Raw genomic sequence first — 23166 nt, forward strand, 5'->3', positions numbered from 1 at the left:
ATGAGAATGGCGATATGGCGCAAAGCACAGCGGTGTTAATTACCTTAGTTATTTATAACCTTGCCCTTATCGCCATCGGTCTTTGGGCCACCAAACGTACCCAAAGTACCGAAGACTTCTTTCTCGGTGGGCAGAATTTGGGGCCCATCGTTGCGGGAATTAGCTCATCTGCCAGTGCGTCTTCGGCATGGTCTTTACTCGGTGCGAGCGGTGCGACTTATCTATGGGGGATTAGCATGTTATGGCTGTTCCCCGCCATTATTGCCGGTTATCTCTTTAACTGGCTATGGATGGCACCAAGGCTTAGTCGCTTTAGCCGCGAACATCAGGTCGTTACCCTCACAGATGTATTGTGCAGCAGCGCTGGGCATTATAAAAAGCCACTCACGCTGCTTTGCTCATTCATTATCGTATTCTGCTTTACCTTTTATGTGGCCTCGCAGTTTCAGGCGGCGGGCAACACCTTTGCGACAACCTTCGGAATTGAGGTGCAAACGGCACTGGTGCTCGGCGCCGCGATTATCCTCATTTACACCCTACTCGGTGGATTTTGGGCGGTTTGTGTGACCGACACTGTGCAGGGATTATTAATGTCCGTCGTCGCCATAATGCTGCCGATTGCGGCTTTGATACAGGTGGGCGGCGTAACTGAACTGTGGACGGGTCTACAGCAATATAGCTCGCCGACACAACTTTCGTGGTTCGGTGGACACACTGGGATTGTCGCGGTGGGATTCATCGTTGGCACCTTTGGCGTCGGGCTTGGAAATCCTGGTCAACCCCATGTGGTTAATCGCTTTATGGCACTTCGCGCCGACAGCGATGGTAGTCAGCGCAGTCTTCGTCAGGCGCAGTGGGTCGGCATTCTTTGGCCTACCTTAGTGTTTGGCGGCATGTTGCTGTTAGGGCTCTGTGCTCGGGTACTATTAGCGCAGTCACCAACAAGTGCGACCGATGATCCCGAGCAGGTATTTTTTGTGGTCACCCGTGAGCTATTTAACCCTGTAATGGTCGGCATTGTGATTGCCGCAGTGCTCTCGGCAATTATGTCTACCGCCGACAGTCAGTTATTAGTCTCGGCATCGTCGCTTTCCTACGACTTGCAAAAGGACTTAAGCCCGCAAAAAGCGCTGTTACGTTCACGCATTACCGTGGCGGTGATTTGCGTATTCTCAACCTTAATCGCTCTCTACGCCCCAACCGCCATTTTCAGTCGCGTGCTATTTGCTTGGGCGGCTATTGGCGCCGCATTTGCCCCCTTACTGATAGTGCTATTGATGGGACATAGAGTTATGCCACTATTTTGCCTGTTATCCATGGGGTTTGGCTTTGTATTAACAGTAATTTTTAACTGGTTGCCCAGCCCGCCGGGTGATTATCTCGAGCGAGTATTGCCCTTTGCTGTAGCACTTGGTTTAGCTTGGTTTGGCCGAGAGCCCCAGACAGTGAATGTTTCAGAAGCCATAAAAACCTAAATTCGCCATGTAATTAAAGTATCTCTTGTTGTTTAAGTGCTCCTTATTGTCTTAACACATAGGGAGTTATGTTCCTTCAATAAAAATTAGAAAAACACTATGACTGAAAACTACTTACTCTTAAAACTCTTACATATAGTTCTGTTCGTTTATTGGCTGGGGGGCGATCTGGGAACCTTCTATGCCTCCCGCTTTGTCGCTAAGGAAGGGCTTAGTGCGCAGCAGCGCTTAACCGCGTTAAAAATCATGATGGGTGTCGATCAGGGGCCGCGTATCTGTATGGCGCTCATCCTCGGACCCGGCATCCAAATGGCCTTTAATCTAGGACTAATCCAAATCCCAGTGTGGACTATGGTCGCCACTTGGCTGGTGTGCCTATATTGGTTGGGTATGGTGTTGGCGATTCATTTTGGTCACGATAAAAGTTATGTTCCACGCCTTACCAAAATCGACTTCAATTTCCGCCTAGTGATTATCGGCCTGTGCTTATTCTTCGCAGTTCAATCCTTACTGGGCGATAAGTCCATTATTTTGGCTGACTTTTTAGCGTGGAAGCTGGTGGTATTCGCCCTACTGGTGGCCTGTGGTTTAGGAATTCGAATGATGCTGAAACCCTTTGGTCCCGCTTTTATGACCATGGTACAGCAGGGTCCTAATCAACAGATTGATAGCGTGATTTTAAACTGCCTAGCTAAGGCTCGCCCCTTTGTGTATCTCATTTGGGTCGGCTTACTAATCAACACCGCCTTAGGCATGCATTTAATTAAACCTTAGGCCGAATTTTTTGGAGAAAAGATTCCATGCAATTGTTAAGTAGTGATTTTTCGCCTTACTCAACCCGAGTACGCATTCAAATTCGCAAAAAAGGTTTGCCGATAGAAATCGTCGCACCTACCAGCCCTGCGCTACGAACCCCTGAATTTGCCGATAAATATCCTATGGGCAAGATCCCTGTGTTGGTGCTGGATGACGGCACTAGCCTCGGTGAGTCATGGGCAATTATGGAATATCTAGAGGCTGCGTTCGATCAAGTAAGTTTGCGCCCGACCGATGCGCTCGGCATTGCCCATATAAACATGCTGGCCCGCTACGCCGATTTACATCTATCTCCGGCGCTATTCCCTATGTTCCTTAGCTTATTGACGGGTAATAGTGTCGATGTGGACAAGGAAATGGCAAATATTGAGAAAGAACTCAACAAGGGCGATAAATTGTTAGCCTCGCTGCCCGATTTTCGTCAACGTCCATTGAATATTGGTGACATTGCCCTTGCGACTAATATCCTATTTGCGATTGAAACCCCAAAGCTTTTTGGTCGTGAGAATATTCTTAGCTCATACCCCGTACTTAATGACTGGTGGCAATGGGTCAACCAAGATGCTGCTGTCGAGCATGGTATGCACGAGATGAGCACCGCTTTTAATGCTTATTTGGCAAGTAAGGCGCGCTAATCTAACTCAAGCACTCAATTCTAGGAGGCGACTATTAGTCGCCTTTTAATTAGCCAGTGACATTTTCGTTTACATTAACGTCAATCAAGCCATTCTTGCGCTATTTTTTACCGATCTTCTGCGTTAATTCACCTCTTACTTTGGCCCGAAATTACCCAATCCCCCCATCAAGCCAGTGTAAAAAACCACCAAAAAATGATCAAAAAAAACACCAAGACCACCCTATAAAAATGCTGTTTTAAGGTCATTAATGACATATTCGGCTAAAAAAACAGACATCAACAGAATAATTAAAATAACTAATATCAACAACTTATAAAAGCAAAAACCTTTTTGAATTATTGTTATATCATTATTATTGGTTTAATGTTGCATCAATGTAACAAAGGTTGTAGATTAAAACAGCAGCAGATTGTTAAGCCGCCAATCTGAACAATAAAAAGCAAGTATAAAAAACGGACCGAAAGGAATCTTTTCACTGTAGGAGTGAAGTATGTATAACAAGAAAAAACTCAGTCTAGCGATAGCTGCGGCCCTATTTGCTCAAGTGGGAATGCAAGGCATTGCCATGGCTCAGGACGACCTCAGCCAAGAGCAAGAGGCTAACAAAGAAGAACCCATCGAACGAATTCAGGTTAAAACCCGTAAAATCGCAGAAACTATCGAAACGATTCCTTTGGCAATCTCCGCCGTCACTGCGCGACAAATTGAAGAGAAAGGCATTCAGTCTACCGAAGATGTCGCTAAATTAATCAACGGCTTAACCTTTGATATCGGTGCAGGCCCCAACGATACTCGCCCCTCTATTCGCGGCTTAACTATTGACCGTGGTCGTCCAAACGTTGCGATTTTGATTGACGGCATCGACGTTTCATCCGAAACCATGACACTTTCTGGTGGCGGTATGACAGCCAACATGAAGCTAGTCGACATGCAACAGGTTGAAGTGGTTAAGGGTCCACAGAGTGTGAACTACGGCCGAAGCGCATTCGCAGGTGCCATCAACTATGTGACTAAGCGTCCAGACTTTAAACCTAGCGTAAAGGTCGACGTTAACGTTGCCGATTACAACACCTACGACCTAGGCTTGACCGTTGAAGGTGGCCTGACAGATACCTTAGCAGCAAAACTAAAAGTTATTGATTCTAAGAGCGATGGTCAATACACCAACCCGAATAGCGGTCAAACCTTAGGTGATACCGAATCTACGGGTGTGGCTTTTTCTGCCTACTATCTGCCAACCGATAGCGTGTCTGTGTATTTCCGCGCAGAACATTCAGACGAACATTACGGCCAACGTCCTACGGTAACAATCCGCAGTATGTTGCCAGAAAACGCTCCCGATAATATGTTTGCCACGGGATCTGTCAACACGGCTCAAGGCTCAAAAATGCTGCCCTACGAGTTTGATGCAAATGGCAATGGCGTGGACTGTTCAATGGCCGAGGCTTACCCCTACTGGGACAGCTTTAACAGCACTCTCGCTATGATGGGATTCCCAGAACAACCTGCTTGCCGTCCTATGATTACGGGCACAGTTTCAGGCAATGAAAGCCAAATCGACCTGTCGTTAAACCCTTTAACGGGCAAAGACTACAGCGGTACCGACATTAAAAACACCCGCGCCTCGATGGAGTTTGTCTGGACGGGTGACGGCATTGAGTTCAGCTCAATTTCTGGCTACACCAAGAGTAAGTCTTACATTGAAGAAGATTTCGACAATACTGATTACAGCCTATATGCCCAGCCTAACATTGGCCCTTACTCATGGACCCAGTACGGCTTCCAGTCTGACGTAAATACCTCATTTGACCTTGAGCAATACAGCCAAGAATTTCGCCTAAGTGGTGAAACGAGCAACTTTAGCTGGGTAACATCAGCCATGGTTTGGCAGGAAAAAATGCATGCGGGTTTTGGCACCCAGTTCTGGTTACGTGAAGGCGCTGATGAACCAACCCTGTTGGCTATGCTGGCCCAATCACCTTACACCAGCTTTATCACCGACGTAAAAAATGCGCCGCTGCCAGAGGGTGAGAACGTTGTCACGCCATTAACCCGTGACACAGACCATTGGTCAGTAGCGGGCTTAATCAACTGGGCGATCACAGAAGATATCAATCTTTCCTTCGAAGGTCGCTACATTGATGAAACCATCGACTATACAGGTAATGCAGACGACCGTACCTACGATGCTTTCTATGTCGATAACAGCGTGATGTTCGACCCAGCAACCTTTTCTATGGTGCCTAACCCGCTTTACTACACCTCAAACAGTGCGGGTAATACTGCATTTGTGCCGCGTGCGAGTATCGATTACAAAGTCAACGAAACTGTATTCACCTATGCATCTGTTTCTAAGGGCTTTAAACCAGGTGGTGTTGCGACAACTGACGCGAACGGTGACGTGAGCGACGGCAAGTACAAACCTGAGAAACTGTTAGCCTATGAAATTGGTGCTAAGGCCTACTCGGAGGAAAACCATGCCAGCGTGAACCTGTCATTCTTCCACTGGACTTACACCGACCAACAAACCCCATTCACCTTCACCAATGAAATGGGTATGGCGAACGTATCTGTAATTAACGCCGGTGAGAGTGTGGTTAAAGGGATTGACTTAGACTCAGTCTGGCAGGTGACAGATAACTTCCGTCTGTCTATGGCTTACCTCTACTCAGATGCTACGTACACTGACTTTAACTTGTCAGAAATCCTTGCCGATGCTGATTTAGCTGGGGCTAAGGTCAGCGACGTGGACAAGATGATCGCAGGCAATGCTGAAGGTGACTTCTCTGGTCAGCAATTACCTCTGTCATCTAAACACTCTGGCACTATCACGGGCCGATATTCCTTCGAAGTCCTAGGCGCAGAAAGCTTTGTTGAGCTGTTTGGTCAATATCGTTCAGAACGTAACGTTGAACGTTCTGGCCAAGTCAAACTGCCATCTTACTGGGAATGGGATTTATCAGCAGGTACACATTTCGATGGTTGGGTATTCACTGGCTACGTCGAAAACCTGTTTGATGACGACAAAATCAAATCTGCAATTGGTAACGTGGACTACGGTTTCTTCCCGAACGGTCAGTCAGTGCCATACGCAGTGGTTGCCACCCTTCCACAAGGTAGAACTTTTGGTTTACGCATGAGCTATCAATTCTGATGCAATACCAAACTAATATGTTACAGTGTTGTTAATGAGTTACGGTGTAATTCCGTGTGAGCACCAGAAATGGTGCTCATTTTTTATATAACAAATTGATATTTGGTAGATATTATGAGCGAAATGGTTCTAGAACGGACATCAATAGGGCGTGCCATCCGCACCAATACCTGGGCGATGGCGCTGCTGGTCTATGTGTTTATTACGTTGCAAAAACCTCTTAGCCACATGTATGTGGTCACCATGATATACATGTTCCCGCCAGATTTTATCTGGAAATATGTCGTAGCCTTCTTTATTGGCTGTGGTGGAATTGTGTTGATATATAAAGGATTAAATAAGGATGAAGTGAAAGGCTCATTGATGGGCTTATTTGGCGGCATTCTGGTGTGGGATTCTTGGTTCGAAATGGGCATGGACTTTTTTGAACATCGCAATTCCATTCCAATGGTTAAAGATGCTGCAGGCGTTCCAACCCTTTTAGGCTCACACGTCATCCTAGAAATGTCTGGAATATTCTTATTAGCCACCTTGTTAATCACTCTATTCCAAAAGGATATGCGTTGCCGCATGCTTCTGTGGATTCGCAAAAACCTTGGATTACGTGAAGGTACTGGCAAACCAACACAGGGCCTAAAACCTCAAACGGCTCGAGTGGCATTTAACGAATATCTTTATGTTACTTGGTTTATGTATGTGTTTATGATTCTGTTGATCGACCCAAGGATTGCAGGTCTGCATCATCCATTTACCTATGCCATTAGCGCGGCGGTGTTCTGTTGGTCAATATATTTACTCTATAAACAAACCAAACAGAACGAAGTGGGTTTGATGATTCGTTACGCCATTGGTGCTGCGGGTGTTGCTTGGTATAACCTCGAAATCATTGCGCTGTGGGACTGGATGGAGGAGTTTTGGGTTCGTCCCGACAAATATCCAATCGCTTGCCTAATCACCATTGGTATCTTTGCCCTAATGGCTCGCTTTGTTTGGTTAACGCCAGTTAGTCCAGAAAGCGGCAAATCGGCCAAAATAGATTAAGTCGGTTCATTTTATGTTGTTAATTCAATGACAGCATTATTCCCTAAGGGCCGATTAGCCTCCCGCATCGGCACCTTTCGACAGTTAGAGATCCTAATCGCAGTCGCAGAAACCGGTGGCATAGTTGCCGCCGCGGAGCGACTGCATTTAAGTCAGCCCAGTGTCACAATGCAAATGCGAAAACTCGCCGAAAGCATCGGCCTGCCACTCTATGAAATGGTCGGTAGGCGTATGACGCTAACCCACGCAGGCGAGATGGTTGTCGCTCACGCCAAAGAGATTTTCGAATGCACCCATCGCCTCGAAACCTCTTTAAATCAGCTTCAAGGCGCTGTGGTCGGCAAGCTCAGTATCGGGATTGTTACCTCAGCGGAATACTTCAGCCCCCATTTGCTCGGCCCCTTCTGTCGCCGTTACCCGCAAATAGAATTGTCACTCGAGTTTGGTAATCGCAAACATATCCTCGACCGCATGCAACAAAACCTTGATGATTTGTATATTTTTGGTTTTCCGCCAGAAGATTCGGGTATCGATGTCACCCCTATGGGGGTGAATCACCTAGTCGCAATTGCCGCCCACTCCCATCCGCTGGCAACGCAGGGCTCATTAACTTGGCTGGATGTTGCTAATGAAACCTTTATCCTGCGAGAAACCGCATCAGGCACACGCCAAGCCACTGAAAAACAATTAGCGGCACTAGGCCACACCATTGATAAACATATAGTTATCGCCAGCAACCAAGGCATTAAACACGCGGTTTTAGCACGTATGGGTATCGCCATAGTGCCTGCACTGAGCTTGGACGACGGCGAGCAAAAGGATTTAGTGCAATTGCCCATCGAGGGCTTTCCACTCACAGACCATTGGTATGTTGTGAACCGACAGCATAAGGATTTTTCAGTTATCGCTAGACTCTGCCGCGATTACTTACTCGGTGAAGGGATGAGCATGGTGGAAGACGCCACCCGCTACTGGGAAGATAATCACAAACCTAAATTGCCAACACGCTAAAAAAACGATAGCCAACCCACTGTAATAGTTGGCTATCGGTAAGCAAAATTAGCTGTAATACGGATCTTTCATTGGACCAACTGAGCGAGAACGAACTGGTTGCAGTGGTACAGGTGCTTGAGTACCTGGGAAATCAGGGCCCCAGTTCACCGCATCACCGTGCATTTCCATCTTGGCATTTTCGGTATACCAATCCACGAGACGACCGTCGCAGCGTAGTAACCAAGTTGTGCCCTCTGGACCTGAGCGGAAATCGCCATGACGAACCAGCGCTGGACGGAAGAAGTAAACCCCCGGCCATTGTTCACCGAAGTTAAACTCGAATGAACCTTCTAAGGTATACGCCTCTTCGTACACAGGGTGGTGGGCTAATGGATGTTCAACCCAGCCCGGTTTTGCCCTGATCAAACGGGTATAGAAATCGGTTTTTTCATCGCGGAACAGTAGTTTAATAAACAGACCTGGAACAGGTGTACCACCCGCTTCAAAATCCATTGGGCTACCGATTTCGACAGGGATCCAATCCATCTTATCGCTGTGTTTAATCACTAGCTTTTGATCTGGACGAACCGTGTCTTTATTTTGCTCTGTGGCTTCAAATTCCCAAGTACCAAACTCACGGAAATACAGAATCTCAGTGCCGGCTTTAACCGATAATGGTGGGCAAACAACGCCAGGAGGGGTACACCAGTAGCCGCCTTCGGTTAACAGCTCATCGCCAATAGTGACTTCGCCGCTCAACACATACCATTCGGTCTGTGCCACATGCACACCCGCAGGACGGGTCCAATCGGTATCGAAGAGCACCTTGGCAGAAACTGAACCATCTTCTTCATCGTAGCTTAGGTGGCGCTGACGCGAAGAGCCCGTACCGCCCATCAATTCAGACGGGTGCCAAATCAAATCCTTCTCATCGATCATTTCTACATGTGGACGCATATTCTTTTCCTTAAGCTCATTGTTGTATCTATAGGTTCTATAATAATCACATCGCTATCTGTATGAAAAATAGAAAGTTACTATTCTCTATATAACCAAACATCTATGTATTAATCTGCGACCAACCCTCATTAACGAGTCGTTAAGTCGAACAGCCATGGGCGACGCCTGCGAAGGCTGACCTCGAAATCGGCAATGGTGGCGCTACGTTTTAGGGTTAAACCAATCTGATCTAACCCTTCGAGCAACATTTGCTGGTTAGCATTAGAGATAGAAAAAGCATGCTGACTACCGTCGACGGCTGTCACTAACAGTTTTTCTAAATCCACATGAAGCTGTTGCCGCTGTGGGTCTTTAATCTGCTCCGCCATTGCCACTATGACCTCATCGGCCAAGGTCACGGGTAAAATGCCATTGCGAACACAGTTACCATAGAAAATCGCGCCAAAACTTGGGGCAATGATCACTCTGATACCGTATTCAGCTAACGCCCATACAGCATGTTCACGGGACGAGCCGCAGCCAAAGTTTTTGCCCGCCAGCAGGATACTGGTGCCACGATATTCAGGTTTGTTCAGAATAAAGTCGGGATTAGGTTCGCGTCCGCCCACTTGGGTATAACGCCAGCCGGCAAACAGGCCTTCGCCGAGCCCCTGCTTTGATACCAGCTTCATTTCCCGCGAGGGAATAATGGCGTCGGTGTCGATATTAGTGCGCAAAATGGCGGCGGTAACGCCGCGATGGGTCACAAGTGGCGTCATTATAAATACTCCCTTGGATCGGCAATTCTGCCAGCGATGGCAGATGCAGCAACGGTAATAGGGCTTGCCAAATGAGTGCGGGTCTCAGGCCCTTGGCGCCCCTCGAAATTACGGTTAGTACTGCTCACCACTCGCTTTTGAAAACCAAAGTTTTCGCCACCCGCAAAGAAACACATAGAGCACCCAGGCTCACGCCATTCAAATCCTGCTGCGATGAAAATCTTATCGAGTCCCTCGGCTTCGGCCATCCGCTTAACCGCCTTAGAGCCGGGCACACAAATGGCCTTCACCCCTTGGGCGACGCTACGGCCTTCTAAAATCGACGCGGCTTCTCTCAAATCGGAAATACGACTGTTAGTGCACGAGCCAATAAAGGCGGCATCGATAGCTAAACTCGTCAGTGCCTGACCGGGTTCGAGTGCCATATATTGATAGGCGCGCAGATAACTGGTTTGATCGCTGCTTGGTAAATCCAGAGGTACGCTGGGCACTCTTTCGTTAATGCTACAGGCATGTTGTGGGCTAGTACCCCAACTGACCACGGGTGATAATTCGCTGCAATCTAAGCTGATTTCCATATCGAACTTGGCATCGCTGTCGGTATAGAGCGTTGCCCAGTAATCTTTGGCGGCAAACCAACTGTCACCCTTGGGCGCATAGGGTTTACCCTCGATATAGGCCAGCGTTTTATCATCTGGCGCAATCACTGCGGTAAAGGCGGAGAATTCCACTGCCATATTACAAAGGGTTAAACGCGCCTCGAGACTCAGCTCGCTCACCACGCTGCCCGCAAACTCGATGGCATAACCCGTGCCACCCGCAGCGCCATGGTCGGCAATCAGTTTTAAAATCAGATCCTTAGCGGTCACGCCCTTGGGCAAGCTGCCAAGTAAATTGACCCGCATGGTTTTAGGTCGTTTTACCACTAAGGTATTTGTCGCCATTGCATGTTCGGCTTCACTCGAACCTACACCCCACGCTAACGCGCCCAAGGCACCTTGGGAGCAGGTATGGCTGTCGGGGCAAATTAGGGTACAGCCTGGTTGAACTATGCCAAGCTCTGGGGAAATCACATGGACTATACCCTGCATAGGGTCTCTAATATCAAACAGTTTTATCCCCGCATTTTGAGTGGCAATCCGGGTCGATTGGATAAATTGTTTACCGCTCGGCACTAAAGTGTCATCGGTTCTGCCGACATGGGTATCAACTATATGGTCCATGCTGCAGAAGACTTTTTCGGGATTAAGCACCCTGCGACCGTCGGCAACTAAACTCTCTAATGCAATAGAACCCGTACGCTCATGCAAAAAAATGCGGTCGATATAGAGCAACGACAGATTATCCTCAAGCTCCATAACCTCGTGTTCGGCCCATAGTTTATCGAAGAGGGTCAAAGCCATTAGTTAATCTCCATTCCCTTTGGTAAACCTGACATAGGTGTAAAACCGTAAAGTTCTGTATTTGGCATCGCGGCGGCGAATAACTCACGAGCGGCACACAGCGCATTGAAATTAACACCCGTTTTAAGCCCCATGGCCTCCACCATAAACACTAAGTCTTCGGTGACTATGTTGCCGCTAGCGCCGGGCGCAGCAGGACAGCCACCGATCCCCCCCATGGAAGCATCAACAGTGGTAATACCCATATCGATAGCCGCGAGCGCGTTAGCGAGACCTTGTCCGCGGGTGTTATGTAAATGCACGCCGGTAAGCTTATCCCGACCGACGGCCGACCATACTTTGTCGATAAGACGACGCAACTGCGCGGGATTGGCGCTACCCGTAGTATCCGATAGCCCTACCTCATGACAACCCGCTTTGAGTGAAGCTTCAGCCAATTGCACCACAAGTGATTCAGACACTGGACCTTCGAGACTGCAACCAAAGGCAGTCGATAACCCCACCTCAAAATGGGGTCGTTTATGGGCAGGTTGTGAGTTAACCAGTTCAGCAATCCGAGCGATTTCTTCGAGCATTTGTGCATGGGTGCGCTTTACGTTACGAAGGCTATGGGTTTCGCTGACCGACAGCGGAATACTGATCTTATGGGCACCCGATGCAATGGCATTTTCTGCACCGCGCAGGTTCGGCACTAACACTGCAATTTGCAATCCTTCGATTGTCAGCCCATGGGCGACAATTTCGGCGGTATCAGCTAACTGAGGGAGCACGCTAGCAGGAACAAAGGAGCCAACTTCAATCTCCCTGATACCCGCTGCAGCTAAGGCACTGATCCACTGCTTTTTTGCAGCAGTAGGCATGATGTTGGTAATACTTTGTAGGCCATCGCGCGGCCCTACTTCACTGATCAGAATGTCGACCTTTCCCATGTATTTCTTTCCACCCTGAAGCTAAAAAACCTAAGACAATAATTAGGACTTACACTTAACAATTAATTGATATAACATTATATCATTAACACTTTAACAGCTAGTTTTATTTAGCCAAAACCAACGGAAGAATAGACATGCAAAGCAGCATTCAGCCCTTAAAGGGAATTAGAGTCGTCGAGTTTAGCCATATGGTGATGGGTCCAGCGACTGGGCTGATTCTGGCCGACCTTGGCGCCGAAGTTATTAAGATTGAACCTCTCAAAGGGGACAACACACGCCGCCTTAAGGGGTCTGGCGCAGGTTATTTCCCCATGTATAACCGCAACAAAAAGAGCCTCTGTGTAGATTTACATACTGAGCAAGGGCTTAAGTTAGTGACGGACTTAGTTGCGACAGCTGATGTTGTTATTGAAAACTTTCGCCCCGGCGCCCTAGTGCAACATGGTCTGGATTACGAGTCGCTTTCAGCTAGACAACCGGGCATTGTTTACTGCTCATTGAAAGGCTTTTTGAGTGGTCCCTATGCCCATCGCACCGCGCTTGATGAAGTGGCGCAAATGATGGGCGGTTTAGCCTATATGACGGGCTTACCAGATAAACCCATGCGCGCAGGTTCCTCTGTCATCGATATTACCGGCGCCATGTTTGGAGTGATTGGTATTCTGGCTGCATTGCAGGAAAAGCAGCACACGGGGCTTGGAAAAATGGTGCAAAGCGCCCTGTTTGAAACCACCGCCTTTATGGTGGGACAACACATCGCCCAAGGTGCCATCAGTGGTGTTGAGCCGCCGCCAATGTCGGTGCGTCAATCCGCTTGGGGTGTGTATGACTCCTTTACCACCGCCGATAATGAGAAGGTATTTGTCGCTGTGGTGAGCGATACCCAGTGGCGCAAATTCTGTGAAGCTTTTGATCTAACTGACTTTGCTATGGATGATAAACTGGCGACCAATGGCGGCCGCTTCGATCACCGTAATATCATCATCCCTAAACTCACCGTCGTATTTGCGCAAATGCCGACGGCAACCTTGATGCAAAAACTCGATACCATTGGTCTACCCTATGCGCCCGTGAATAAGCCAATGGACCTAGTGACGGACCCACACTTAAACGATGGCGGGCTGGTGGACATTGAATTAGAAAACGGCAAACGCATTAAACTGCCTGCGCTACCGATTGAAATGAACCAACAAAAATTTGGCCTGCGCCATAACCCACCAAGGGAGAGTGAAAGCGCGCAGCAACTGCTCTCGGCTATGGGATATTCAGATGATCAAATCCACCAGTTGATTGCCGATAACGTCATTCGCGGCGACTAACTTTCGAGCGTTCCAGTAACCTCTCGGCAAACAACCGATAAACAAAAAGGCAGTGACTGATTTACTCAGCACTGCCTTATTTATTCTCAGAGTATTTAACGCTTTAGGTTAAAAGCTGTTATTCCACTGTCACCGATTTTGCTAGGTTACGTGGCTGGTCTACGTCTGTGCCTTTAATTAGAGCAACATGGTAAGACAGCAGTTGCAGCGGGATAGTGTAAATCAGTGGCGCCATAAAGATATCGCAATGTGGCACAGGGATAACCTTCATCGTGTCGTCGGACTCAAACTCGGCATCCACATCAGCAAAGACATACATTAAACCGCCACGGGCACGCACTTCTTCGACGTTAGATTTGAGTTTTTCTAACAGTTCATTGTTTGGCGCAACGACGATCACTGGCATATCGGCATCAATCAGCGCCAATGGGCCATGCTTCAGTTCACCCGACGCATAGGCTTCGGCGTGGATGTAGGAGATTTCCTTAAGTTTTAACGCCCCTTCCATCGCGATTGGGTATTGGTCGCCACGGCCAAGAAATAGCGCATGGTTCTTGTCGGCAAAATCTTCCGCCAGTTCGGCAATCGCATCATCTAGACCTAACGCTTGCTCAACCTTGGCCGGCATAGATTGTAGGCTTTGGGTGATATCCGCCTGCATCTGCTCAGACATACCATTGTAACGACCCAGCACTGCGGTCAGCATTAACAGGCCTGCAAGTTGCACGGTAAATGCCTTAGTCGAAGCCACGCCAATCTCGGCGCCCGCTTTCATCATGTAGGCCATGTCTGATTCGCGAACCAGAGATGAACCTGGTGCGTTACAGATTGTTAGCGTTGCCTTGTAACCCATTTCCTTCGCCAGACGCATCGCTGCTAGCGTATCTGCGGTTTCACCCGATTGGGAGATAGTCACTAACAAGCTGTTTGGGTACATGTGCGATTTGCGGTAACGGAACTCGGAGGCGATTTCGACGTTACAGGAAACGCCCGCCCAGTCTTCTAACCAATAACGGGCAGCCATACCCGCATGGTAGCTAGTACCACAGGCGATGATCTGTACGTGTTTAATATCCTTAAGGAACGCAGCTGCATTATCACCAAAGGCAGTATCTAGCACTTGTTTATTGGCAATACGGCCTTCAATGGTGCGAGTCAGTGCCAGTGGCTGCTCGTAGATTTCCTTGAGCATATAATGGCGGTATTCGCCCTTATCGCCCGCATCGTGGGTGATTTCCGATTCCTTCACTTCGCGAACGACCTGATTGCCGTTCACATCGAAAATGCTTACTGTGCGGCGGGTAATTTCTGCCACATCACCTTCCTCTAAGAAGGCGAAAGAACGGGTAACAGGCAGCAGGGCTAACTGATCTGAAGCAACAAAGTTTTCGCCTAGACCAAAACCAATCACTAATGGGCTGCCAGAGCGAGCAACGACCATGCGCTCGCTATCGCGGCGATCGATAACCACAGTGCCGTAGGCGCCTTCTAACTGCTTAACGGTCGCTTGCACGGCGGTCAGTAGGCTGTCGTGGGTTTTCAGTTCGTGGTGAACTAAGTGGCAAATCACTTCGGTATCTGTGTCTGAGCTAAATTGATATCCCAAACCTTTGAGCATTTCGCGCAGTTTATTGTGGTTTTCGATAATACCGTTATGTACTACGGCGATATCGCTCTCTGAAACATGTGGATGCGCGTTGCGCTCACTCGGTTCACCGTGGGTTGCCCAGCGGGTATGGGCGATACCCGTGCCACCAGCAAGTGGATTTTCCTCAAGGGCATTCGAAAGCTCCTGCACTTTACCTACACGGCGAGTACGGTTCAGTTCGCCATTATTAAGCACGGCCACACCGGCGGAGTCGTAACCGCGGTATTCTAAACGGCGTAAACCTTCGACCAGAATTTCTGCCACATCCCTTTGCGCTACGGCGCCAACGATTCCACACATAGTCTTTACCTATTCCTAAGATTTAAATTTGAATTTGAATTTGAATTTGAATGTTTTGCTCGCCTAACTCGCTAGGCTATTGGGCATAGGGCGCGACAATCACACGCACCCCCTGCTCGGTAATTTGTTTCATGGCGCGCTCTTCGATGCGATCATCGGTCACTAATACGCTAATTTTGTCCCACCCCAGTTCGAGATTGGGGATGCGTTTACCAATTTTGTTAGAGTCGACCATTACAATCACTTCGCGGGACACTTCCGCCATCACCTTACTTAGGCCTGTAAGCTCATTGAAGGTGGTCGTGCCGCGTTCTAAATCGATACCATCGGCGCCGATAAACAGTTGGTCGAAGTTATAGGAACGCAGCACTTGCTCGGCCACTTGGCCCTGGAAAGATTCAGAATGGGGATCCCAAGTGCCACCGGTCATCAAAAGTGTCGGCTCGTTCTCTAGCTCATGGATAGCGTTAGCTAAGTGCAGTGCATTGGTCATCACCACCAGCCCACGCTTCTGGTTGAGTTGCTCAATCAGCCCCGAAGTGGTTGTGCCGCTGTCGATAATGATGCGGTTATGGTCTTTGATAAGCTGCGCGGCCGCCTTAGCGATAGACAATTTATTCGGGGCGATTTTGGCCGAGAACTGCTGGGTCACTTCATCGGGAATGGCCACAGCACCACCATAGCGGCGCAGCAACAGGCCCGTTTTTTCTAACTCGGCCAAGTCCTTACGAATGGTCACTTCTGAGGTTTCGAAACGTAACGATAGCTCGTCGACACTCACTTCACCCTGTTCGTTTAGGATGTTAATGATGCTGTGGCGGCGTTGCTGTGTGTTTCGTTTATTCATAAAACCTTTCAGATAAGTTTCGATTCGAAAGTTATATTATAGGGAAACGAAACTTTTTTACCAGCGATTCGAAACACACTTTGACGCTAAGATGGGATTTTCACTCATCTGCTGAAAAAGAAAAAAGCAGCTTACCTAAGGTAAGCTGCTTTGGCTGTGTCAGTTTTTGCAATAGTAAGGTTAGAAATCGCCGTTTAGAATTTAGCTTCTAGGGCAATACTAAAGTTACGGTCTTGGCCTAAGGTCACCATATTATATTGGCCGCCTTCGATATACTCGGTATCGAACAGGTTACGTACGTTGGCTCGAATGCCCACTTCTTTGCCTAAAATAGCCAAATTGTAAGCAGCGCCTATATCGAACCGCACATAATCGTCTTTGGTGATAGTGTTGTCAGTATCAGCGAACCGCTCACCCACATAAATAGCGCCGAAGTTCATTGCAAATTTATCTGTCACTTCATAGCGGGTCCAGATATTTGCCGACCACTCGGGTGCATCTATCGGGGTTTTACCCTCACGGGCATCACCAGTTTGATATTCAGCATCTAAATACATCATAGATGACGTGATAAACCAGCTATCGGCCACTTTACCCTGGGCACCAAATTCGAACCCTTGGTGTTTTTGTTTACCACCTTGGGTCGTGATGTCAGTGTAATCGCCGATAGGCTCGAGTAAGGTCTCTGAAATAGTGATGTTTTCAAGGGTGATATCGAATATCGCGGCCGTTAATAACAAGCTGTCGTTTAACAGCTCCCACTTAGTGCCCAACTCGTACTGAATGCCGTACTCGGGTTTAAGGTTAAGGCCATTGTTTACATCGAACTCGTCATTCACCGCGCCCTGGGGAGTAAAACTCTTGGAATAGTTGAAGTAAATATTGCCATTGTCCATTGGTGAGTAGATCAGCCCAAACTTTGGCGATACCGCGTAACTATTTTCGCCATAACCATCCTTTTTCTGCTCATCGTAACGCACACCCGCAAGCAGCTTCCATTGCTCATTTAAGGTCACTAAATCCTGCAGGTAGAAGCCATAGTAATTGTATTCGCTTAGGGTACCTTTCTTACCCGTGTGGTAATCCAGATTTGGTTTAATCACGATTTGGCCCGGAAGCACGGTTTGAGTTGCACCGCGAAGGATTTGTTGCTGATAGAAATAATCAAGATAGTTAGCGCCAATCAATAACTGATGCCCAACTCCTGCAAGTTCGAATTCGCCAGTAAAATCGACAAAAGCGGTTTTATGCTGCCAATCGTCATAACGGTCGAAGGGTTTGATGCTATAACCCGCACTGAATGGATCGAGCGTGTATTGCGGCGCCGAATCAAATCGCTGGCGATTAAATTGTTGGTCGTTGTAACCGAGTTTGACTTGCCAATCATCACTCATATGCCAAGTTAAATCGGCACCTAGGTTAGAAACGGTATTATCGGTAAAAGCCCAGGGCGCATCCCAAATGGTCTTTGCATCGCCAATGACATTACCCTGTTTATCCAACCAGCCACCCGCATCGATACCCGCTTTATCTTGGGTATGATCGTATTTGACCGATAACAACAGCTCATCACTGATATCGTATTCGAGGTTTAAGTAACCTAACCAGCGATCACGCTCCTGGTTCTCATTGGTCGTCGAATATTCACGCCAATATTGCGTGTCCTGCTTTACTAAAACACCACGGTAACGAAGGCTTTGCGCTTCATTTAAACTGCCACCCGCATCTAACTGAACGCGAGTCGAGCCATAGCCGTCGGTATCGAATCCTATGTTTAGCAGAGGATCATAGGTTGGCTTCTTAGTGACCATATTCACCAGTCCACCGGGGCCAGATTGACCATACAGCATGCTTGAAGGTCCCTTGAGGACCTCGACCTGTTGCAGAGTTTCTATGGGTTGTACATAGTGTGACCATTGCTGGTGGCCATTGATTAAATACCCATTGCCAGAATCCAACTCAAAACCACGTACGCTAAACACCTGACGGTTCCAGCGGGTAGTTCCAGCGGTCACGCTCGAATCATTCACTAAGACTTCGGCAAGGTTTGTGGCTAACTGTTCGTCGGTCACAAAATCGGGGATCACATTGACTGATTGTGGAGTATCCATCAGCTGAATATCACCGCGCATCGCTCCGGAGGCACTACCAACTTTATAGTCGTTAAACGTACGGCCTGTGACCTGAATGTGCTCAATATTCGCCTCATTTGGCGCCTGCGCCATCACAGGCGTAGCCATTAAAGCCGCACCAACCGCTATACCAACCACAGAGTATTTGAAAATCATTGCCAACACCTCGCATAATCCTAACGCTTCGAATGCAGGCAATATAAATGAGAATAAATCTTATTTAAGTTTATTTACACGTCTTTACATTTTAGTGAGACATAGATCAAAATTAAGATAAAACAACAGGATAGCCTTATCACTGTGATATTAAATCAGGCTGAATTTGCTTAACTTTTTAGCAAATTTTATTTCTACTCTGCAAAAAGCATAAAAGCGGCCATTAGCCGCTTCTATGATTGTTTGGGATTAAGTTTGTTATTTCTTAATCTTAACAGGGCGTTGCCAACCCGACAGATGGCGCTGTTTAACACGGGTGATCACTAGCTCATCGGCGCCGACATCACGGGTAATAGTAGAGCCTGCACCTAAAGTTGCGCCTTTACCAATGGTCACAGGTGCCACCAGCTGGGTATCGCTACCGACAAACACATCGTCTTCAATGACTGTGAGATGCTTATTGGCACCGTCGTAGTTACAGGTAATAGTACCGGCACCAATGTTTACGCCCGCACCAATCTGGGCATCACCTAGATAGGCTAAGTGACCCGCCTTAGAGCCAACGCCTAATACGGCCTTTTTCATCTCGACGAAGTTACCGATATGGGCATCTTGCATGAGCTCAGCACCTGGGCGTAAACGGGCAAAAGGACCAGCGCTGGCCGCTACACCTAACTTAGCACCTTCGACAATAGAGTAAGGTTTGATTTCGGCGTTATTGGCAATTTCACAGTCAATTAGAATCGCGCCTGCACCAATGCTGACGTTATTGCCAATCACGACTTTGCCTTCAAAAATCACGTTTACGTCGATCATCACATCCATACCGACAGTGACTTCACCACGGATATCGATGCGGCTTGGATCACGCAGATTTGCGCCGGCAATCATCAGTTTTTCGGCTTCACGGGCTTGGTAGGCTCGCTCCAATTGTGCGAGTTGCACGCGGTTGTTAGCGCCTTCTACCTCGATAGCTGACTGTGGCTGAGCGGTATTGATCTCAACACCATCTGCGTGGGCCATGGCAATAATATCGGTAAGATAGTATTCGCCCTGGGCATTGTTATTCGACAAACGGCCAAGCCAGGTTTTCAAGGCCTTGCCAGGCACAGCCATAATGCCCGTGTTCACTTCGTTAATAGCTAACTGCTCGGCATTAGCATCCTTTTGCTCGACAATGCCTACAACTTTGCCATTTTCACGTACGATACGGCCATAACCTGTTGGATTAGCAAGATTTACCGTAAGGATGGCAACGCCCTGCTCAGGACGCGCAGCTAATAACGCTTCGAGGGTTGAGGCTTGGATTAGTGGCACATCACCGTAAAGCACTAATACTGTGTCGTTATCGTCGATATTGGGAATCGCTTGGGCTACCGCATGGCCTGTACCTAATTGCTCGGCTTGAAGCATCCAATTGAGTTGTTGCTCACCTAAAACTGCCTTGAGCTTATCGGCGCCGTAACCATACACCAGTTGAATGGCATCGCTGCCAATAGCATGGGCGGTATCAATCACATGTTGCACCATGCTCTTATGGGCGATGGGATGTAATACCTTGGGAAGATCCGAGCGCATTCTGGTTCCCTTACCTGCCGCTAAGATCACTACGTTTAATGCCATTGCCATATCCTTGAACAAACCCATAAGGGGAAAAATGAATACTGTTTAGATGGGGCGATTTTAACGGAAAGCAACGCTAAAAGCGAAAGGCAGGGCTTATGCTTTGGCAAAAAACGGCAACAAAAAAGGCGGGTATCTTTCGATAACCGCCTTTTTTCACAAACAATAACCTTATCTGGCAATGTTCTTCTTGATGGTTTCAACAACACGTAGTTGAGCCATAGCTTTTGCTAACTCAACCATAGCCGCTTCATAGTTGAAGTCCGCACCCGCAGTAGCCATATGGGCTTCTGCACGACGCTTAGCTTCTAATGCTGCCTGTTCATCAATATCTTTGGCACGCAAAACCACATCAGCCAATACAGAAACTGAAGAAGGTTGTACTTCCAGTATGCCACCGGATAGGTAAAACACTTCTTCGCTGCCGTCTTGTTTGACGATGCGCGCCATGCCAGGTTTGATATAGCTTAGCAGTTGAGCATGGCCATGCATGATGCCCAACTCACCTTCTGAACCGGTCACTTGTAGGCTAGCTACGCGACCAGAGAAGATGCTGCTCTCTGCGCTTACGATATCAAGCTGTACTGTCATGGCTGACATCTCGCTCTCCTTAAAAAACTAAGTATAACTACTTAGTTATTTCTTTTTGTTAGCTTTCTCGACAGCTTCGTCGATAGAACCAACCATGTAGAACGCTTGTTCTGGAATGTGATCGAACTCACCATTCAGAATACCCTTGAAGCCACGGATAGTGTCTTTCAGAGAAACGTACTTACCAGGAGAACCAGTAAAGACTTCTGCTACGTGGAAAGGCTGAGACAAGAAACGCTCAATCTTACGTGCACGAGATACGGTCATCTTGTCATCATCTGACAGTTCGTCCATACCCAGAATCGCAATGATGTCTTTCAGCTCTTTGTAACGTTGCAGAACAGTTTGCACGCCGTTAGCTACGTCATAATGCTCTTGGCCAACAACCAATGGATCTAATTGACGAGAAGTCGAATCCAGTGGGTCAACCGCTGGGTAAATACCCAGAGAAGCAATTTGACGAGACAGTACAACAGTCGCATCTAAGTGAGCGAAGGTTGTTGCTGGTGACGGGTCAGTCAAGTCGTCCGCAGGTACGTATACCGCTTGAACAGAGGTAATAGAACCAGTCTTAGTTGAAGTAATACGCTCTTGCAGAACGCCCATTTCTTCAGCCAGAGTTGGTTGGTAACCTACTGCAGAAGGCATACGACCTAACAGTGCTGATACTTCTGTACCGGCTAGGGTGTAACGGTAGATGTTGTCAACGAACAACAGAACGTCACGACCTTCGTCACGGAATTTCTCAGCCATAGTCAGACCGGTCAGTGCTACACGCAGACGGTTTCCTGGTGGCTCGTTCATTTGACCATAAACCATGGCTACTTTGTCGAGAACGCCAGAATCTTTCATCTCGTAGTAGAAGTCGTTACCCTCACGAGTACGCTCACCTACACCGGCGAATACAGAAAGACCTGAGTGGGCTTTAGCGATGTTGTTAATCAGTTCCATCATGTTAACTGTCTTACCAACACCCGCACCACCGAACAGACCTACTTTACCACCCTTAGCGAATGGACATACAAGGTCGATAACCTTGATACCAGTCTCTAACAGTTCAGTAGTGTTCGATTGATCTTCGTATGAAGGAGCGCTGCGGTGAATAACATAACGTTCTTCTTCACCAATTGCGCCAGCTTCATCAATAGGGTCGCCTAAAACGTTCATGATACGGCCAAGAGTGGCAGTACCAACTGGAACAGAAATAGGTGAACCTGAGTTTACTACCTCAAGACCACGACGCAGACCATCAGAAGTACCCATAGCGATGGTACGAACTACACCACCACCCAGTTGCTGCTGAACTTCCAGCACCAAACCGTTACAGGCGCCTTCACCTGTGATCTTCAGAGCGTCATATACCTGAGGTACGGCATCTTGTGGAAACTCTACGTCCACAACCGCGCCAATCACTTGGACAACAGTACCTGTGCTCATGATTAATCCTCTAAAACTTGTATTCGTTACCTAAACTAAACCGCAGAGGCACCAGAAACAATTTCCGACAGTTCCTGCGTAATCGCAGCCTGACGAGCCTTGTTATAGACCAATTGCAAATCGTCAATCAGTGTACCCGCGTTGTCTGTTGCCGCCTTCATCGCCACCATACGGGCAGCCTGTTCAGAAGCAATGTTTTCAACAACACCTTGGTAAACCTGAGATTCTACATAACGAACCAATAAGGTATCCAAAAGGACTTTTGGATCTGGCTCGTAGATGTAGTCCCAACGATGAGCAACCTCATCTTCTTCCGATTTAGGCAAAGGTAGCAGCTGCTCGATCACAGGACTCTGCGTCATAGTGTTTACAAACTTGTTGAACACTACATACAGACGATCCAGCTTGCCTTCGTTGTAAGCTTCTAGCATTACGCGTACTGTCCCGATCAGGTCAGCGAGCTTTGGCGCATCGCCTAAACCTGAAGCGTGGGCAGATACTTTTCCGCCGAAGCTTTTGAAAAACTGCACACTGCGCGCACCGATTGGGCAGAATTCAACTTCTACACCCTGTGAACGCCAGTTTTTCACGTCTGCGGCAACCTTTTTAAAGAGGTTGACGTTCAGACCACCACAAAGGCCACGGTCGGTAGCTACAACAATGTAACCAACCCGCTTGGCCTCTCTCACCTCTAAGTAGGGGTGTTTATACTCGAGAGAACCTTGCGCTACGTGACCGATCACCTTACGCATGCTTTCCGCATATGGACGGCTTGCAGCCATGCGATCCTGCGCTCTGCGCATTTTGCTGGCTGCCACCATTTCCATGGCGGACGTGATCTTCTGAGTGTTTTTCACACTCGCGATCTTGGTTTTAATCTCTTTAGCGCCGGCCATCTCTACTCTCCAATCTGGACCTGAGGTGCCTTAAGACACCTCTATCA

General features: G+C 47.9%; 18 protein-coding genes. 7 read left to right on the top strand and 11 right to left on the bottom strand.

Annotated elements, in window-relative coordinates; translation table 11 throughout:
* Positions 1-14 precede the first annotated feature (14 nt).
* The 6 genes from K0H61_RS17575 (at position 15) to K0H61_RS17600 (ending at position 8135) form a co-directional block, all read left to right on the top strand.
* The gene (locus tag K0H61_RS17575; RefSeq protein WP_220050740.1) at positions 15-1475 is read left to right on the top strand and encodes a sodium/proline symporter; all 1461 of its coding nucleotides are present in this window, start codon (positions 15-17) and stop codon (positions 1473-1475) included.
* Positions 1476-1574: 99 nt separating this feature from the next.
* Positions 1575-2249: a hypothetical protein gene (locus tag K0H61_RS17580; protein ID WP_220050741.1), complete on the top strand. Its 675-nt coding sequence runs from the start codon at positions 1575-1577 to the stop codon at positions 2247-2249.
* A gap of 26 nt (positions 2250-2275) precedes the next feature.
* Positions 2276-2926 carry a glutathione S-transferase family protein gene (locus K0H61_RS17585; RefSeq protein ID WP_220050742.1) on the top strand — a complete coding sequence of 217 codons (651 nt, stop codon included), beginning with the start codon at positions 2276-2278 and terminating at the stop codon, positions 2924-2926.
* A 493-nt stretch (positions 2927-3419) separates the two neighbouring features.
* Positions 3420-6083, top strand: a complete 2664-nt coding sequence (locus tag K0H61_RS17590; protein ID WP_220050743.1) for a TonB-dependent receptor — start codon at positions 3420-3422, stop codon at positions 6081-6083.
* A gap of 114 nt (positions 6084-6197) precedes the next feature.
* Positions 6198-7124: a hypothetical protein gene (locus K0H61_RS17595; protein WP_220050744.1), complete on the top strand. Its 927-nt coding sequence runs from the start codon at positions 6198-6200 to the stop codon at positions 7122-7124.
* A 27-nt stretch (positions 7125-7151) separates the two neighbouring features.
* Positions 7152-8135 carry a LysR family transcriptional regulator gene (locus K0H61_RS17600; RefSeq protein WP_220050745.1) on the top strand — a complete coding sequence of 328 codons (984 nt, stop codon included), beginning with the start codon at positions 7152-7154 and terminating at the stop codon, positions 8133-8135.
* Between the two features lie 48 nt (positions 8136-8183).
* Here K0H61_RS17600 and K0H61_RS17605 read toward each other — a convergent pair whose 3' ends face one another.
* The 4 genes from K0H61_RS17605 to K0H61_RS17620 all read right to left on the bottom strand — a co-directional run bounded on the left by K0H61_RS17605 (position 8184) and on the right by K0H61_RS17620 (position 12167).
* Positions 8184-9074 (bottom strand): DUF4437 domain-containing protein, encoded by an 891-nt coding sequence (locus K0H61_RS17605; protein WP_220050746.1) that lies wholly within the window; start codon positions 9072-9074, stop codon positions 8184-8186.
* Positions 9075-9205: 131 nt separating this feature from the next.
* Positions 9206-9835, bottom strand: coding sequence for a 3-isopropylmalate dehydratase small subunit (gene leuD, locus K0H61_RS17610; protein WP_220050747.1), 630 nt, complete (start codon positions 9833-9835; stop codon positions 9206-9208).
* Positions 9835-11238: a 3-isopropylmalate dehydratase large subunit gene (locus tag K0H61_RS17615; protein WP_220050748.1), complete on the bottom strand. Its 1404-nt coding sequence runs from the start codon at positions 11236-11238 to the stop codon at positions 9835-9837. Before K0H61_RS17615 ends, leuD begins: the two co-directional genes overlap by 1 nt.
* The gene (locus K0H61_RS17620) at positions 11238-12167 is read right to left on the bottom strand and encodes a hydroxymethylglutaryl-CoA lyase (RefSeq protein ID WP_220050749.1); all 930 of its coding nucleotides are present in this window, start codon (positions 12165-12167) and stop codon (positions 11238-11240) included. Before K0H61_RS17620 ends, K0H61_RS17615 begins: the two co-directional genes overlap by 1 nt.
* A 137-nt stretch (positions 12168-12304) precedes the next feature.
* Between K0H61_RS17620 and K0H61_RS17625 the strand changes: the two genes are divergently transcribed.
* Entirely contained in the window at positions 12305-13489 is a 1185-nt protein-coding gene (locus K0H61_RS17625) for a CaiB/BaiF CoA transferase family protein (RefSeq protein WP_220050750.1), read from the top strand.
* Positions 13490-13607: 118 nt separating this feature from the next.
* Here K0H61_RS17625 and glmS read toward each other — a convergent pair whose 3' ends face one another.
* From glmS to atpG, 7 genes are all read right to left on the bottom strand, one after another.
* On the bottom strand, positions 13608-15437 hold the full coding sequence (gene glmS / locus K0H61_RS17630) for a glutamine--fructose-6-phosphate transaminase (isomerizing) (protein ID WP_220050751.1): 1830 nt from the start codon (positions 15435-15437) through the stop codon (positions 13608-13610).
* Positions 15438-15513: 76 nt separating this feature from the next.
* The gene (locus tag K0H61_RS17635) at positions 15514-16284 is read right to left on the bottom strand and encodes a DeoR/GlpR family DNA-binding transcription regulator (protein ID WP_220050752.1); all 771 of its coding nucleotides are present in this window, start codon (positions 16282-16284) and stop codon (positions 15514-15516) included.
* Positions 16285-16478: 194 nt separating this feature from the next.
* The gene (locus K0H61_RS17640; RefSeq protein ID WP_220050753.1) at positions 16479-18572 is read right to left on the bottom strand and encodes a TonB-dependent siderophore receptor; all 2094 of its coding nucleotides are present in this window, start codon (positions 18570-18572) and stop codon (positions 16479-16481) included.
* A gap of 258 nt (positions 18573-18830) precedes the next feature.
* A complete protein-coding gene (glmU, locus tag K0H61_RS17645; protein ID WP_220050754.1) occupies positions 18831-20195 on the bottom strand; it encodes a bifunctional UDP-N-acetylglucosamine diphosphorylase/glucosamine-1-phosphate N-acetyltransferase GlmU in 1365 nt (454 codons plus the stop codon).
* Positions 20196-20366: 171 nt separating this feature from the next.
* Positions 20367-20795 carry a F0F1 ATP synthase subunit epsilon gene (locus tag K0H61_RS17650; protein WP_220050755.1) on the bottom strand — a complete coding sequence of 143 codons (429 nt, stop codon included), beginning with the start codon at positions 20793-20795 and terminating at the stop codon, positions 20367-20369.
* Positions 20796-20831: 36 nt separating this feature from the next.
* Entirely contained in the window at positions 20832-22223 is a 1392-nt protein-coding gene (atpD, locus tag K0H61_RS17655) for a F0F1 ATP synthase subunit beta (protein WP_220050756.1), read from the bottom strand.
* A 35-nt stretch (positions 22224-22258) separates the two neighbouring features.
* Positions 22259-23119: a F0F1 ATP synthase subunit gamma gene (atpG, locus tag K0H61_RS17660; protein WP_220050757.1), complete on the bottom strand. Its 861-nt coding sequence runs from the start codon at positions 23117-23119 to the stop codon at positions 22259-22261.
* Positions 23120-23166: the final 47 nt, after the last annotated feature.

It is taken from the genome of Shewanella acanthi, from assembly GCF_019457475.1.
Classification (GTDB): Bacteria; Pseudomonadota; Gammaproteobacteria; order Enterobacterales; family Shewanellaceae; genus Shewanella; species Shewanella acanthi.

Excerpts from the sequence above, each read along its gene's own strand:
- K0H61_RS17575 (WP_220050740.1), top strand. The coding sequence starts at position 15 with ATGGCGCAAAGCACAGCGGTGTTAATTACCTTAGTTATTTATAACCTT.
- K0H61_RS17580 (WP_220050741.1), top strand. The coding sequence starts at position 1,575 with ATGACTGAAAACTACTTACTCTTAAAACTCTTACATATAGTTCTGTTC.
- K0H61_RS17585 (WP_220050742.1), top strand. The coding sequence starts at position 2,276 with ATGCAATTGTTAAGTAGTGATTTTTCGCCTTACTCAACCCGAGTACGC.
- K0H61_RS17590 (WP_220050743.1), top strand. The coding sequence starts at position 3,420 with ATGTATAACAAGAAAAAACTCAGTCTAGCGATAGCTGCGGCCCTATTT.
- K0H61_RS17595 (WP_220050744.1), top strand. The coding sequence starts at position 6,198 with ATGAGCGAAATGGTTCTAGAACGGACATCAATAGGGCGTGCCATCCGC.
- K0H61_RS17600 (WP_220050745.1), top strand. The coding sequence starts at position 7,152 with ATGACAGCATTATTCCCTAAGGGCCGATTAGCCTCCCGCATCGGCACC.
- K0H61_RS17605 (WP_220050746.1), bottom strand. The coding sequence starts at position 9,074 with ATGCGTCCACATGTAGAAATGATCGATGAGAAGGATTTGATTTGGCAC.
- leuD (WP_220050747.1), bottom strand. The coding sequence starts at position 9,835 with ATGACGCCACTTGTGACCCATCGCGGCGTTACCGCCGCCATTTTGCGC.
- K0H61_RS17615 (WP_220050748.1), bottom strand. The coding sequence starts at position 11,238 with ATGGCTTTGACCCTCTTCGATAAACTATGGGCCGAACACGAGGTTATG.
- K0H61_RS17620 (WP_220050749.1), bottom strand. The coding sequence starts at position 12,167 with ATGGGAAAGGTCGACATTCTGATCAGTGAAGTAGGGCCGCGCGATGGC.
- K0H61_RS17625 (WP_220050750.1), top strand. The coding sequence starts at position 12,305 with ATGCAAAGCAGCATTCAGCCCTTAAAGGGAATTAGAGTCGTCGAGTTT.
- glmS (WP_220050751.1), bottom strand. The coding sequence starts at position 15,437 with ATGTGTGGAATCGTTGGCGCCGTAGCGCAAAGGGATGTGGCAGAAATT.
- K0H61_RS17635 (WP_220050752.1), bottom strand. The coding sequence starts at position 16,284 with ATGAATAAACGAAACACACAGCAACGCCGCCACAGCATCATTAACATC.
- K0H61_RS17640 (WP_220050753.1), bottom strand. The coding sequence starts at position 18,572 with ATGATTTTCAAATACTCTGTGGTTGGTATAGCGGTTGGTGCGGCTTTA.
- glmU (WP_220050754.1), bottom strand. The coding sequence starts at position 20,195 with ATGGCATTAAACGTAGTGATCTTAGCGGCAGGTAAGGGAACCAGAATG.
- K0H61_RS17650 (WP_220050755.1), bottom strand. The coding sequence starts at position 20,795 with ATGTCAGCCATGACAGTACAGCTTGATATCGTAAGCGCAGAGAGCAGC.
- atpD (WP_220050756.1), bottom strand. The coding sequence starts at position 22,223 with ATGAGCACAGGTACTGTTGTCCAAGTGATTGGCGCGGTTGTGGACGTA.
- atpG (WP_220050757.1), bottom strand. The coding sequence starts at position 23,119 with ATGGCCGGCGCTAAAGAGATTAAAACCAAGATCGCGAGTGTGAAAAAC.